Source organism: Glycomyces lechevalierae, assembly GCF_027622945.1.
GTDB lineage: Bacteria > Actinomycetota > Actinomycetes > Mycobacteriales > Micromonosporaceae > Glycomyces > Glycomyces rutgersensis.
The window spans coordinates 385,316-398,145 of the sequence record NZ_JAPZVQ010000001.1; the positions used below are offsets into that span (position 1 = coordinate 385,316).

Annotated in this window: 12 protein-coding genes; 3 read left to right on the top strand and 9 right to left on the bottom strand. The window is 72.4% G+C overall.

The window, feature by feature from the left end:
- Positions 1-16 precede the first annotated feature (16 nt).
- Positions 17-634, bottom strand: coding sequence for a hypothetical protein (locus O2L01_RS01800; RefSeq protein ID WP_270119860.1), 618 nt, complete (start codon positions 632-634; stop codon positions 17-19).
- 133 nt (positions 635-767) lie between these two features.
- On the opposite strand from O2L01_RS01800, the gene O2L01_RS01805 reads away from it, so the two are divergent.
- Complete coding sequence (locus O2L01_RS01805) at positions 768-1,733, top strand: GlxA family transcriptional regulator (protein WP_270119862.1); 966 nt, start codon at positions 768-770, stop codon at positions 1,731-1,733.
- Here O2L01_RS01805 and O2L01_RS01810 read toward each other — a convergent pair.
- Positions 1,730-2,317, bottom strand: a complete 588-nt coding sequence (locus tag O2L01_RS01810) for a TetR/AcrR family transcriptional regulator (RefSeq protein WP_270119864.1) — start codon at positions 2,315-2,317, stop codon at positions 1,730-1,732. The two genes, O2L01_RS01805 and O2L01_RS01810, sit on opposite strands and share 4 nt — an antisense overlap.
- Positions 2,318-2,399: 82 nt before the next feature.
- Between O2L01_RS01810 and O2L01_RS01815 the strand changes: the two genes are divergently transcribed.
- On the top strand, positions 2,400-2,849 hold the full coding sequence (locus O2L01_RS01815; protein ID WP_270119867.1) for a nuclear transport factor 2 family protein: 450 nt from the start codon (positions 2,400-2,402) through the stop codon (positions 2,847-2,849).
- Here O2L01_RS01815 and O2L01_RS01820 read toward each other — a convergent pair.
- From O2L01_RS01820 to helR, 7 genes are all read right to left on the bottom strand, one after another.
- Complete coding sequence (locus O2L01_RS01820) at positions 2,846-3,973, bottom strand: serine hydrolase domain-containing protein (RefSeq protein ID WP_270119870.1); 1,128 nt, start codon at positions 3,971-3,973, stop codon at positions 2,846-2,848. The two genes, O2L01_RS01815 and O2L01_RS01820, sit on opposite strands and share 4 nt — an antisense overlap.
- Before the next feature lie 7 nt (positions 3,974-3,980).
- A complete protein-coding gene (locus O2L01_RS01825) occupies positions 3,981-4,850 on the bottom strand; it encodes an ATP-grasp domain-containing protein (protein WP_270119872.1) in 870 nt (289 codons plus the stop codon).
- Between the two features lie 26 nt (positions 4,851-4,876).
- The gene (locus O2L01_RS01830) at positions 4,877-5,320 is read right to left on the bottom strand and encodes a hypothetical protein (protein WP_270119875.1); all 444 of its coding nucleotides are present in this window, start codon (positions 5,318-5,320) and stop codon (positions 4,877-4,879) included.
- Positions 5,321-5,389: 69 nt separating this feature from the next.
- Complete coding sequence (locus O2L01_RS01835; protein ID WP_270119877.1) at positions 5,390-6,664, bottom strand: MFS transporter; 1,275 nt, start codon at positions 6,662-6,664, stop codon at positions 5,390-5,392.
- Positions 6,661-8,112, bottom strand: a complete 1,452-nt coding sequence (locus O2L01_RS01840) for a GH1 family beta-glucosidase (RefSeq protein WP_270119879.1) — start codon at positions 8,110-8,112, stop codon at positions 6,661-6,663. Before O2L01_RS01840 ends, O2L01_RS01835 begins: the two co-directional genes overlap by 4 nt.
- A 171-nt stretch (positions 8,113-8,283) precedes the next feature.
- Complete coding sequence (locus O2L01_RS01845) at positions 8,284-8,589, bottom strand: IPT/TIG domain-containing protein (protein ID WP_270119882.1); 306 nt, start codon at positions 8,587-8,589, stop codon at positions 8,284-8,286.
- 162 nt (positions 8,590-8,751) lie between these two features.
- On the bottom strand, positions 8,752-10,905 hold the full coding sequence (gene helR, locus O2L01_RS01850) for an RNA polymerase recycling motor ATPase HelR (protein WP_270119886.1): 2,154 nt from the start codon (positions 10,903-10,905) through the stop codon (positions 8,752-8,754).
- A gap of 509 nt (positions 10,906-11,414) precedes the next feature.
- Here helR and O2L01_RS01855 point away from each other — a divergent pair.
- On the top strand, positions 11,415-12,824 hold the full coding sequence (locus O2L01_RS01855; protein ID WP_270119889.1) for a hypothetical protein: 1,410 nt from the start codon (positions 11,415-11,417) through the stop codon (positions 12,822-12,824).
- Positions 12,825-12,830: the final 6 nt, after the last annotated feature.

Consider the following 12,830-nt stretch of genomic DNA (forward strand, 5'->3'; position numbering starts at 1 on the left):
CCACGGGATCCAACGCTCAACTCTGCAGCGCCACCACGATCATCGCCGCGGCGACCAGGGTGTCCAGGACGAAGCAGAACTCGGCGAGCGAGCGGGAGACCACCCGCTCCGTGCGGTGGTGCCACACGTCCCAGGCCGCGTGGCCGAGCAGGCCGGCCGCCACGAGATAGAGGCCGAGGTCGCCACCCAGGAGCAGGACCGCCACGGCGACCGCGCCGAAGCCGGCCATCGCCAGGCCCTGCAGCGGCAGGCCCTCGGCGGGCCGGGCGGCCCCGCGCACCAGGCCGTACGCGGCGAACAGCACGGCGATGCCGATGAGCGCCCAGACACCAAGGGCCGCTTCAGAGGCCGTGAACCCGGCGGCGCCGATCACGACGAAGGACAGGAAGAACACCGGCCACGCTGCGCCCCGGCGCCGGAACGCCGCCGATCCGATATAGACGAATCCGGAGGCGGCGAGGACCGGGGCGATGTCCGCCCCGGAGGTCACACCCCAGGCCACGAAGGCGGCCATCACGACGCCGGCCACCGTGGGCCAGCGCCGCAGGGCGGCGTGGAAGGGATTGCCGGTGCGCGGCACGGTTTCGGACGGCACGGTTTCGGACGGCACGGCTTCGGGGGTCGCGGCGGTCATAGCGGGCTCCTCATACCTAGCGGGGGTATCTGTTCCTCTCCACCATCCCGTGCCGCGCCCGGCAGGGCAACGCCTCGGACGAGGCAGGTCCGAAATCTTGGCATCCTGGTCTTCCAGACCTAAGGTGGAGGGCATGGGACCGCATCGCGTGGTGGTCGTCGGCTACGACGACGCCGAACTCCTCGACATCGCCTGCGTCACGACCACCCTGGACTCGGTCCGGGTGATCGACCCGGCGCTCGGCTACGAACTCGTGCTCGCCACCCCCGGCGGGCGGCCGATCACCTGCTCGTCGGGGCTGGTCCTCAACGGGCAGGCGGCGCTCGAGCGCCTGCGCGGTCCGATCGGGACGCTCGTCGTCTCCGGCGGCCTCGGGCACGAGCACGCGGCGGGCGACGAGCGGTTCGTGGGCCACGTGCGGCGCCTCGCCCGCGAGAGCGAGCGCGTCGCGTCCCTGTGCACGGGCGCGAGCGTCCTCGCGGCCGCCGGGCTGCTGGACGGGAAGCGGGCGACCACCCACTGGCACTTCGCGAAGCGCCTCGCGGACCAGTACGAGCAGGTCCAAGTGGACCCTCGCCCGATCTGGATCCGGGACGGGAACGTCTACACCGCAGCGGGGGTCACGAGCGCGCTCGACCTCGCGCTGTCGTTCATCGAGGCCGACCACGGGTCGGACATGGCCCGCTGGGTCTCGCGCGCGATGGTCACCTACCTGCACCGGCCCGGCAACCAGGCGCAGATGAGCATGTTCACGGCCGCGCCGGCGGTGGACCACGACCTGGTCCGCAAGGTCACCGACCATGTGAGCGAACGCCTCGACGGCGATCTGTCCACAGAGGCGCTGGCGGACGTCGCGCGAGTGAGCCCGCGGCATCTGACGCGGCTGTTCCGAGCGCACCTGCGGCAGACGCCGGGGCGGTTCGTCAGGCAGGCGCGGGTGACGGCGGCGGCGCAGCTGCTCACGACGACGGACCTGCCGGTGGCACGGGTGGCGACCCGCTGCGGGTTCGCCTCGGCCGAGGCGCTGCGCCAGGCCTTCACGCGCGAGTACGGCATCGCGCCGTCGCAGTACCGCACGGTCGCCGCGACGAGCGCTTAGCCGTTCCCCTTGGGCCGCAGGCCGTCGAAGAACAGTTCGAGAGCGCGGGCGCGGAACTCCTCGCTCCAGTCGGCGGCGATCGCCTCCTGGCAGATGGCGGCGAGGAGCGGGATCAGTTCGTCGGCTTGGAGGTCGGCGCGCACGGCGCCGCCGTCCCGGGCGCGGGCGAGCAGGACCTCTATGGAGGGCCGCAGGCGTTCGAGGGCGTCGGCGACGCGGACTTGGACGCCGGTCTCGGCCAGCCGGTCGAAGACGGCGCGGTGGGCGGCGCTCGCGGACATGACGAGGCCGCAGAACTCGAACAGCGCGTGCACGTCGGGGTCGCGGACCATCGCGTCGGCCTTGGCCACGAGCCGGTCGAGGAGGTTCATGACCACGGCTTTGAGCAGGTCGGGCTTGGTCGGGAAGTGCCGGAAGACCGTGCCGATGGCGACCCCGGCGCGCGCGGCGACGACGTCGGTCGCGGCCGAGGCGCCCTGTTCGGCGAACACCGCTTCGGCCGCTTCCAGGATGCGCGCGCGGTTGCGCCGCGCGTCGGCGCGGACCGGGCGTTCCCCGTTGGGCGGCAAGCCGTCTCGGGTCATGCGGATATCCCCCTTGCCAAAGTGAGTCCCACTCACTATATTGAAATCGAGTCCCACTCATCTTACTTCGGAAGGCATCATCATGCCCGACACCACCCCGCTCGCGATCTACCGGCAGATGCAGCAAGCGGTGCTCCGCGAAGAGGGCGCGACACTGCTCCCCGCCGAGCTGCTGGCCGACGACCTCGTCGTCGAGACCCCGTTCTCCCCGCCGGGGATGCGGCGCATCGAGGGCCGCGAAGCCTGGCTCGAGTTCTACGCGAGCCGCCCGCTGCCGTTCCGCTTCACCGAGTTCCGCGAGCTGAGCACCATCGTCACCGCCGACCCCGAAGTCCTCGTCGTCGAATACGAACTCGTGGGCACCGTGACCACGACCGGCGCCCCCGGATCGGCGACCTTCATCGCCGTCCTGCGAGTCCACAATGGCAGGATCGTGCTCTGGCGCGAGTACCAGAACCTCCTCGCCATCACCCAGGCACTGAGCCTCCGACCGGAGGACCTCGGCAGCCCGGCCGAAGACCGGATCGGCTAGCCCAGGCACTCCCGCAGAGCGAGGACCAGGCGTTCCGCTCTCATGTCCTCGGCGAGCCACGAGCCGTTGACGTAGCCGAAGCCGAGGTTCGCGTCGGCGTCCGCGAAGGCCAGTTGGCCGCACGCGCCGTCGTGGCCGAACGAGGCGTCGGAGAGCAGCGGCCGCCAGGGAGCGCCGTTGACCATGAACCCCGTCGAGAACCGGTTGGCGGGGTTCCCTTCCCAGTCCAGGCCCTCGGACCGGACGGTCAGCGCGTCGCGCACCGAGTCGTCGCCGAGGAGGCGCACGCCGTCGACCTCGCCGACCGTGGCGGCGAGCATGCGGGCGATCCCGGCGGCGGTCGCGACGGCGCCGCCGCCGGGGATCTCCAAAGGCCGCAGGACCAAGTCGTTCACGCCACCGTGCTCGGCGAAGACGCCCCCAGGGAAGACCCGGCCGAGCGAGATGGCGCGATCGATCGGCGCGTCCGGGGAGGGCGCGGGATGGACGGTCTGGATCCGGGCGACGCAGTCGCGGTGCCCGGCCGGGAGGCCCAGCCACGCGTCGGCCCGCAGCGGCCCGGCGATCTCGGCGGCGAGGAACTGTCCCGGCGTCAGGCCGGTGACGCGCCGGATCGGCTCGCCGATGAGCCAGCCGAACGTCAGCGGGTGGTAGCGGTACGCCGTGCCGGGTTCCCAAAGGGGCGCTTGCCGTTCGATCGCTCTGATGACCGGATGCCAGGCGGCGGCGTCGGCCGGCGTGAGGTCCTCGTCGAGGCGAGGCAGGCCCGCCCTGTGGCTGAGCGCCTGACGCAGCGTGATCCGTTCCTTGCCCCGCTGTGCGAACTCCGGCCAGTACGCGGCCACGGGGGCGTCGAGATCGAGGAGGCCGCGTTCTCGGAGCATGTAGGCGCTGATCGACAAGAGCGCCTTGGTGACCGAGAAGACGGGTGCGGGCGTGTCGGCCTGCCAGGACCGGCCCGCCCCGGCGGAACCGCCCCAGAGGTCCACCACCTGGCGCCCACCGAGGTAGACCGCGCAGGCCGCGCCGATCTCGCCGCGCTCCGCGAAGTTCGCTCTGAAGGCGTCGGCCAACGGGCCGAAGCCGGCGTCGGCATGGCCGTGGATCTCGGGAGGCGGGGCCATGGCGCTCCTATCGTTCGGTCAGCGCGCGGAGCAGGGGCTCGGGATCGACGCCCCTCGGGAAGTCGCTGACCTGGCCGTCGCCCGCTTCGACGACGCGCCAGGTGCCGTCCGCGCGTTGGGCGAGGTCGGTGGTGACGAACGGGCACCCAAGGGCCGCAACGGCTTCCGCCACGCCCGCCAGGTCGGGTTCGACCACCGTGCCGGGCTGGTCCGGATGCGGGCCGATCACGACCGGCTCGCCCCGGACCCACCATACGCGCGCCTCCGCCGCCCGCCCGCCGGTCCCGATGAACTCCTCGAAGGCGCGGACCACGAGCCCGCCCGCGAGGTCCGCGCCCTGGCGTTCGATGAAGCACGCTGCGGTGCTTCGCAAAGCGTCGGCATCAGCCAGGTCCGCGACGAAGAACGCCTCCAGCTCGCCCTTGCGGGACTTCACGTAGTCCTTGACCATCCCGGGCCCGCCCGGCAGCTCCCCCGCCATGGCCGCCAGCGCGTCCCTGTCGGGGACCTCGTTCGGCGCCAAGGGCATCCAGCGGGTCGCCGGGGTCAGGGCAGCGAAGGCGCGGTACCAGCCGGGGAGCTCGTGCGCCGTGCGGTACTGCTCGGGCGAGGTCTCCAAGTGGACGCCGCGGTCGGCGAGGGCGCGGTGCAGGGCCGCGTACTGTTCGCCGGTGGTCATCCAGCCGCGGTACCAGGCCGGGCCGAGGTCGGCCGGGACGCGGGCGGCGGCCCGTCCGGGCGCGCCGCCGGTGAGGGCGTCGTGGTCGACGAGCGCGGTCCGCGCGCCGAGCCCGACCACAAGGGCCGCTTCGGCGGCGAAGTGCTCGTCGGGGCGGCGCGGCGCGAGCATGTCGGCGCAATACAGGACGGCGGTCACACCGGCATGCTAACGGCCGCATGCCGTCAGGTGACGCCGCCGGAGGAGCGGCCGCTGCAGACCGCCGTCGAGGTGTCCGCCGTGCAGACCTCCACGCTCACCGCCAGGCCCTCGTCGAAGCTCAGGTTGAAGTCGGTGCACCGGCCGCTGCCGGAGCTGTAATAGGTCGCGGTGCCGTTGCCCGCCACGGTGAGTCGCGCGTACGTGCTGTACCCGTTCGGGTAGTGGTCGCAGACGAGGAAGTGCTCGCCGTCGGCGTTGAAGCGGGCCGAGACGCGGTTGCCCGAGGCCGAGCAAGTGGCGTAGACGTCCACGCCGCCGCTGTCGCCGCTGTCGGGGTTCTTGCCCTTGGTGCAGCTCCACGCCCGGGTTTCGGCCTGGGCGGGGGCGGCGGTCAGGGCCGCGCCGGTGAAGGCGAGGACCGCGGCGCCGGCCAGTGCGGCCCAGCGCGTGGTGAGGGTTCGCTGCATCGTTCCTCCTGCGGTGCGCGGCGTGCCCCTCGACGCTACCGGTGCCCCGCCGCGCGCGGGGTACGAGGTTCAGCGCACGGACTTGATGGGCCAGACCAGGATCCCGCCGAGGAGCGTCGCGACCGCGCTCAGCGCGTAGAGCGCGGTGTAGCCGCCGAACCCGGCCACGATCGGGGCGGCGAGGGCCGGGCCGAGGACCTGCGGTGCGGTGGAGGCGATGTTGATGATGCCGAGGTCCTTGGCGCGGTCGGCGGCGGCCGGGAGGACCTGGGTGATGAGGGCCTGATCGACGGAGAGGTAGATGCCGAACCCGGCGCCCATGATCGCGGCGGCGGCGATCGCGGCAGGCCAGGTGTGCCAGAACGTCAGGAGCAGCGCGGCCACGGTCATGACCGCAGAGGAGGCGACCACGAGCGGTTTGCGGCGGCCGATGCGATCGGAGAGCACGCCGCCCGCGACGGCGGTCGCGATGACCCCGCCGGTGTAGAGCAGGGTGAGGATCAGGACGCCTTCGTCGGCGGTGTGCCCGGGGAACAGCGTCTCGTAGTGCACGGCGTCCTGCAGGAAGAACAGCAGGTAGAGCGTGCCGGTGGCGTTGCCGAGCATGACGAGGAAGCGCGTGGACCAGGCCCACGCGAAGTCGGGGTGGGCGCGGGGCGAGACCCAGAACGTGGCGAGGAGGGCCCGCCAGTCGAAGGGCGGGCGCGCGGCGCGCGGCAGCGGCGGGTCCGGTGTGGAGAGTGTGAACGGGAGGGCCATCGCCAAGGCGGCCAGGCCGATCACGAGGTAGCCGGTGGGGATGTCGGTGACGAGCATGGTCACGATGACCGCGCCCACGACGAGTCCGAGAGCCTGGGGGAAGCCGATCCAGCCGGAGACGACGGCGCGCTGGCGCACGGGCACGTGGTCGGGGATGCCGGCGTTGAGGCTGGCATACCCGGCGTTGAGGGCGGCTTGGGCGAGGCACCAGCACAGGAGCACGCCGAGGACGGTGGTCTGGAGGCCGAGGAGGTAGAGGCCGGCCGCGCCGACCGCGATGCCGCCGAGCGTCCAGGGGTGGCGGCGGCCGAAGCGGCCGGTGGTGCGGTCGGAGAGCGCCCCGGCGAGGGGGTTGGCGACGACGGCGACGAGCGCGCCGAAGCCGGTGACGAGGCCGAACGCGGCGACCTTGCCGTCGGGGTCGATCTCGGCGAGCTGGAGCGGCAGGAGCACCTGGATCGGGGTGAAGAAGGCCATGTAGAGGCCGAGCATCCCGGTGGTGATGCCGCCGATCCAGGCTTTGCCCACATTGCGCTCGGGTTCGGCGAGGGCGGCGGGCGGAGGGGCTGCGGGCGCGGTGGTCACGGGCGTCTGCCGTCGCTCGGCTCTTGCGTCGCTTCGCTGCGCTGCTCGCTCTGCTTCTGCATCGCTCCGCTGCGCTCCGCGCTCTGCCCCTGCATCGCTCCGCTTCGCTGCGCGATGTGCCCGCGGTACCAGTCGAAGGAGGCCTTCGGGGTGCGGTCCTGGGTCTCGGGGTCGACGTGCACGAGGCCGAAGCGCTGGTGGTAGCCCTCGGCCCATTCGAAGTTGTCGAGGAGGGTCCACACGAGGTAGCCGCGCACGTCCGCGCCGAGGGCGATCGCGGCGTCGAGCGCTTCCACATGCGCCGCAAGGTAGTCGATACGGTCCTGGTCGGGGATCGAGCCGTCGGCGGCGGGCGGCACGGTGTAGGAGCAGCCGTTCTCGGTGACCCACAAGGGAGGCAGGGCGGTGCCGTAGTCGTGGGTGAGCTCCACGAGAGTCTGGGTGAGGCCCGAAGGGATGACGGGCCAGTCGAAGTCGGTGGTCTTGACGTCGTCGAACTCGACGATGTCGAAGGGCAGGGGCGCGCCGGGCGGGGCGGCGGTGAGGCGGGTCGGGTTGTAGTAGTTGACGCCGAGGCCGTCGAGGGGCTGCCCGATGGCGTCGAGGTCGCCGTCCTTCACGAACGGCAGGGCGTCGATCCCGAAGGCGGAGAGGTCCGGGTAGCGGCCGTGCACCACGGGGTCGGTGAACAGGCGGCGGTGGAGCAGGTCGTAGGCCGCGGCCGCGCGCTCGTCGTCCTCGTCGTCGGAGGCGGGGATCGCGGGCGTGTAGCTGTTGGTGAGCATGACGAACGGCGCGCCCGCCGCGCGCAGGGCGCTCGTGGCGAGGCCGTGGCCGAGGAGCTGGTGGTGGGCGGCGGGGAGCGCGTCGAGCAGGAGGGTGTGCCCGGGGGCGTGCTGGCCGAGCGCGTAGCCGAGGGCCATGTGCTCGAAGGGCTCGTTCAGGGTGATCCAGTGACGCACGCGGTCGCCGAGGCGCTCGGCGCAGATCGCGGCGTACTCGGCGAAGCGGTGCGCGGTGTCGCGGTCGAGCCAGCCTCCGGGGTTTCCAGAAGCGCTGTCCTCGAGGGGCTGCGGGAGGTCCCAGTGGTAGAGGGTCGCCATGGGGGCGATCCCGGCGGCGAGGAGGCCGTCGACGAGGCGGTCGTAGAAGTCGAGCCCGGCCGAGTTGGCCGGGCCGGTGCCGCCGGGGCGCACGCGGGGCCAGGCGATGGAGAAGCGGTAGACGTCGATGCCGAGGTCGCGCATGAGGGCGATGTCCTCGGGGTAGCGGCGGTAGTGGTCGCAGGCGGTGGCGGCGGTGTGGCCGTCGCGGATCTTCCCGGGCGTGCCGGCGTAGGTGTCCCAGACGGACGGCCCGCGGCCGTCCTCGGTCGTGGCGCCTTCGATCTGGAAGGCCGAAGTGGCCACCCCCCAAGCGAAGTCGGGCAGACGCGGCGTTGCGGCCACTGGCACCTCCGAGCGTGACGTGAGTAACTTTTGCGAACATACCGCAGGGCGACTCGTCCATGGCCACTCGGAGGCGCAGAGTTTCCGGCCAGGCTCGAAAGGACGGCGGGCACGACGATACCGCCCAGCCTCGATTGAGGCTGGGCGGCAACGACCGTTCGCGTCCCGCCGTCAGGAACGGACGCTGAACTTGATCCGGTTGCTCTCACCGGTCCGGTTCGAGACCAGGATCTGCCCGCCCCCGGCCGGCAGCCCGCGCGGGACCCGCACCTTCACCTGGTCGTCCGCGCCGCGCTGGACGATCTCGCCGCGGCGGATCTCCTGGCCGACCTGGAAGTTGCACTTGTCCACCGATGCCAGGTGGCGGCCCCTGACGGTGATCGTGTCACCTTCTCGGCCCGACTCCGGCGACGCCTCGCTGATGTCCGGCGCCGGGTAGGCCTCGTCGAGTTCGGGCCGCTGCTGTGCCTGTGTCATCTCTTCTTCCCCCGTTCGATGACGCTCATTGATATGAGCGCCGCTCGCAAAGAAGTCTGGCGGAATCGGCCCCGGTATGGACGGAGTCCGCGAAATGCGAACTGTCAGGAAGCCGACAGCAGCGTCCTGCCGATCCCGTCTGCGCCGACCGGTCCTCGTTCGTCAAGCGCCCGTGAGGATCACGAGCTTCTGGGTCGCGCGGGTCATCGCCACGTAGCGGTCGACGGCGCCTTCGATGCCGCCGCCGAAGTGCTGCGGGTCGAGGAGCACGACGAGGTCGAACTCGAGGCCCTTCGCGAGCACCGGGGTGAGCGTGCGGACGCGGGCGGATTCGTCGTCCTCCAAGGGGTCCGCGCTGATGACGCAGGCGGTCCCTTCGGCGTGCTCGGCGAGCCAGCCGTCGAGGATCGCGTCGAGCTCCCACGTGGAGCCGTACTGGACGGGGACGCCGCTGCTGCGGATCGAGACGGGCACGTTGGCGTCCGGGATCGCGGTGCGGATGACCTGCTCGGCCTCGGCCATGACCTCCTCGGGCGTGCGGTAGTTGATGCTCAAGGCGGCCAGGCGCACGTGGTTGAGGCCGATGCGCTCCAGCCGCTCGTTCCAGGACTCGGTGAAGCCGTGCCGGGCCTGGGCGCGGTCGCCGACGATCGTGAAGCTCCGGGAGGGGCAGCGGCGCAGCAGCATCTGCCATTCGGCGTCGGTCAGCTCTTGGGCTTCATCGACGATGACGTGCGCGAACGGCCCGGCGAGCGGGTCGGCCTCGGCGGCCTCCAGGTCCTCGTAGTGGACGAGGGCGTCCTGCAGGTCCGCACCCTTGAGCATGATCATCGCGCCCTCGTTGTCGTCCTCCGCTTCGAGGAGGTCGCCCACGACGCGCCCGATGGTCTCGCGTTCGGAGGCGATCTCGGCCTCCCGGCGGCGGGCGAGCCGCGAGGCCTCGGGGTCGCCGAGGCGGTGCCGGGCGGCGTCGAGGAGCGGCAGGTCCGCGGTGGTCCAGGCCTTCGGGTCCTCGCGGTAGAGCAGCGCGATCTGGTCCTCGTCGAGCCAGGGGGCGCACATGCGCAGGAAGTCGGGGACGGCCCACAGGGCCGCCACGAGGTCGGTGGGCTCGATGACAGGCCAGGCCTTGTCGAAGGCCTTGACGAGGTCCCGGTCGCGCGCGAGCGAGCGGCGCAGCAGGTCCTCGTCGATCTCGTCCTCGTCGTGCTTCTCTGCGATGATCGCCACCAGTTCGTCCCAGATCTGTTCGCGCGCTTCGTTGTGCGGCGTGCCGAGGCCCGCCGCGTCGAACGCGTCGGCCCAGTCGTCGGCGCCGATCTCGACCTCGCCCCAGTGGGTTTCGACGGCCAGCTCCGCGACGGGCGGGCGCTCGTAGCGGCGCACGGCCGGCTCGATCGCCTTCACCATGTCCGCGCCGAGCTTCAGGGCGGCGACGGCGGGGTCCGCCTCGTCCGGCGCGTCCTCGCCCTCCGGCTGGAGATCGCGGACGGTGCAGGTCTGCACGCCCTCCTCGCCGAGGCTGGGCAGGACGTCGGCGACGTACGCCAGGTACGGCTGGTGGGGGCCGACGAAGAGGACGCCGCCCTTGTGGTGGCCCACGCGCGGGTCGGAGTACAGCAGGTAGGCGGCGCGGTGCAGGGCGACGACGGTCTTGCCGGTGCCGGGGCCGCCGTCGACCACGAGCGTGCCGCTCGCCCCGGCGCGGATGACGGCGTCCTGGTCGGTCTGGATGGTGCCGAGCACGTCGCGCATCCGCTCCGAGCGGCCGGCGCCGAGGCTCGCGATGAACGCCGACTGGTCGTCAAGGGCCGCATGGTTCTCGAGGCCTTCCGCGGTGAAGACCTCCTCCCAGTAGTCGCTGACGCGGCCGCGGGTCCAGCGGTAGCGGCGGCGGCTCGCCAGCCCCATCGGGTCGGCGTGGGTCGCACCGAAGAACGGCTCGGCGGCGGGCGAGCGCCAGTCGAGCAGCAGCCGGCGGCCATCGCCGTCGGTGAGCCCGAGACGCCCGATGTAGACGGTCTCGCCCTCGGTGGTGACGGTCCGGCCGAGGCACAGGTCCAGACCGAAGCGGCGGAGTGCGCCGAGCCGCCCGGTCAACCGGTGGATCTCCCGGTCCCGGTCGGCGGCGGCCTGCCCCGTCCCGCCCGGGGCCTTCCGGGCGGCGTCGAGGCGGTCGGTGATCTCGGCGATCGACTCCTCCAGGCTCGCCGCGATCGCGGCGAAATGGCGCTCGTCATCGGCGATGAGCTTCGGGTCGGCCTTCGCCGCGAGGCGGTCGGGCAGTTGGAAGGCACTGGACGGCGTTGCACGCATGCTGACTCCCACGTGGATTCCGGCTTGAGAGACGATTGTGCACCCCTCTGACCTGCAAAAACTCACCCCGGTGCACCCTTGCCCGGCACCCCCGCGATATATTCTGAAGTGGGAAGAGGCGCAGGCCCTTCCCTTTCGCATTTCCAGGGCAGCACCGCCAGCAGCATCGCCAGGGCCCCAAGAGGCCGGCACAGCAGCAGCACCACAGGGGCCGGAAGGCCCCTTTCGCGTTCCCGGAGCCGAGGAGCCGCGCGCGGCAGCGCCGTCGCTGCGCTACCGCCGCTGACGGCCCGGTCGTTCGGGCGCTTTCCACGCGACGCGATCGCGCCGGGCCGGGATGGCCCGATCATCGCGGAACGACGTTTTCGTGGCCATTACATGCCATGCGACCTGGGCCGGGTTGTGGGAGTCCGCCAGGAGATTTATCAAACACCTGTTTGAGGTTGCGCGCCGTCCGCAGTTCGGTATGTTGATCTTGATACACATGTTCGACAGATACGGGGGAACTGGTGGCGACATCCGTCGCGGCCGCGCTGGCCGCTGAGCTCGGCCTGCGCACCGCCGCAGAGCTGCGCCCCGCAGCGCGGCCCGGGCGCGAGGCCCGCCGCGCGGGCGAACCGCCCGCCGCGGACGCGGCCCGGAACGCTTCCGAGTCGCCCGCCGAGCCTGTCGTTCACGGTGCCGCCGTAGCCGAACCGCGGCCCGTCGCGCCCTCGGGCGAGGCCATCGACCCGATGCGGGCGTCGCGTGTCATCCTGCCCGTCACCCCTGACATTTCCGCGCTGCTTCCCCACGGCGGACTCGCGACTGTGACCGCAATCATGGCCTCGCGGCGCGGGGCGACCTCGCTGCTGTGGCGGCTGCTGGCCGGCCCGACCAGGTCGGGGGCGTGGTGCGCGCTGGTCGGGATGCCGCGGGTGTACCCGCTGGCGGCGACGGCCGCCGGGGTGGACCTCGGGCGGGTGGCGCTGGTCGATCCGGGGCCGCTCGTGGTCGAGGCGGCGGGGACGCTCGCCGAGGGCGTCGCCGCGGTGGTCGTGCCGAGCGAGGGGCTCACGCCGACGCAGACGCGGCGGCTCGCCGCCCGCGCCCGCAAGAGCGGGACGGCGATCATCTGGTGGGAGACCCGCCCGGTGGCCGGCGCGGACGCCCGCCTCGAAGTCGCCCGGGCGCGGTGGAAGGGCCTGCGCCCCAACGCCGGACGCCGCTGGGGGGCCGGCCGCCTCGACGCCTGCGAACTGGAGGTCGCCGCCCACTGGCGCACCGGCGGCACGCACGAAGCAAGGATCTGGCCCTACGGCGGAGAGACCGCCCCGCGCACCCACGGGAACGTCATCGACCTGCGCTCGAGGTCCGCCATGGACCGGAACGGCGCGGCGGATCGAGCGGGCGGCGCCGAGCGGAACGCCGCCCCGGCCCCGGTCCGCGGCGTGCAACGCGAATTCACGACCCTCCGCGCCCCCGCAGAAGGCGACACCGCCGAACGGAACGGCGCGCGCCTCGGCGAGACCGGCAGCGTCCAGCGCGAGCGTCAACTCGCGGTTCGCCAAGGCTCACAAGGCGATGCGCCCGACAGCGCCCAGCGCGGGCGCTTCGGCGAGCGGAGCGAACTCGCGGGTTTCGAAACCGCCGAGCCGAACACCGCGCTGCGCCGAACGGGCCGCCTTGAACACAGCGAGACCGCGAATCGCCAGGCCGCCGATCGAAGCGGAACTCCGCGCGGGCGCTTCGGCGAGCGCGGCGCAGTCGCGGACCGCAGCGATGCCCAGCATGCCCGCGAACCTGCGAATCTCCGTGTCGCCGCCCAAGGCGAGGCGCCTTCTCGGGCGGGCGGTGTTCGGGATCGCTTCGTCGAGCTCGACGCGGATGCCAGCGGCGAGGTGGTCCGCCTGCGGCGGGGCGGGGGCGATCGGCAGTGAGCGTGC

Coding starts and splice junctions, on each gene's coding strand:
- O2L01_RS01815 (WP_270119867.1), top strand. CDS start 2,400: ATGCCCGACACCACCCCGCTCGCGATCTACCGGCAGATGCAGCAAGCG.
- O2L01_RS01845 (WP_270119882.1), bottom strand. CDS start 8,589: ATGACACAGGCACAGCAGCGGCCCGAACTCGACGAGGCCTACCCGGCG.
- O2L01_RS01830 (WP_270119875.1), bottom strand. CDS start 5,320: ATGCAGCGAACCCTCACCACGCGCTGGGCCGCACTGGCCGGCGCCGCG.
- helR (WP_270119886.1), bottom strand. CDS start 10,905: ATGCGTGCAACGCCGTCCAGTGCCTTCCAACTGCCCGACCGCCTCGCG.
- O2L01_RS01800 (WP_270119860.1), bottom strand. CDS start 634: ATGACCGCCGCGACCCCCGAAGCCGTGCCGTCCGAAACCGTGCCGTCC.
- O2L01_RS01820 (WP_270119870.1), bottom strand. CDS start 3,973: ATGGCCCCGCCTCCCGAGATCCACGGCCATGCCGACGCCGGCTTCGGC.
- O2L01_RS01805 (WP_270119862.1), top strand. CDS start 768: ATGGGACCGCATCGCGTGGTGGTCGTCGGCTACGACGACGCCGAACTC.
- O2L01_RS01810 (WP_270119864.1), bottom strand. CDS start 2,317: ATGACCCGAGACGGCTTGCCGCCCAACGGGGAACGCCCGGTCCGCGCC.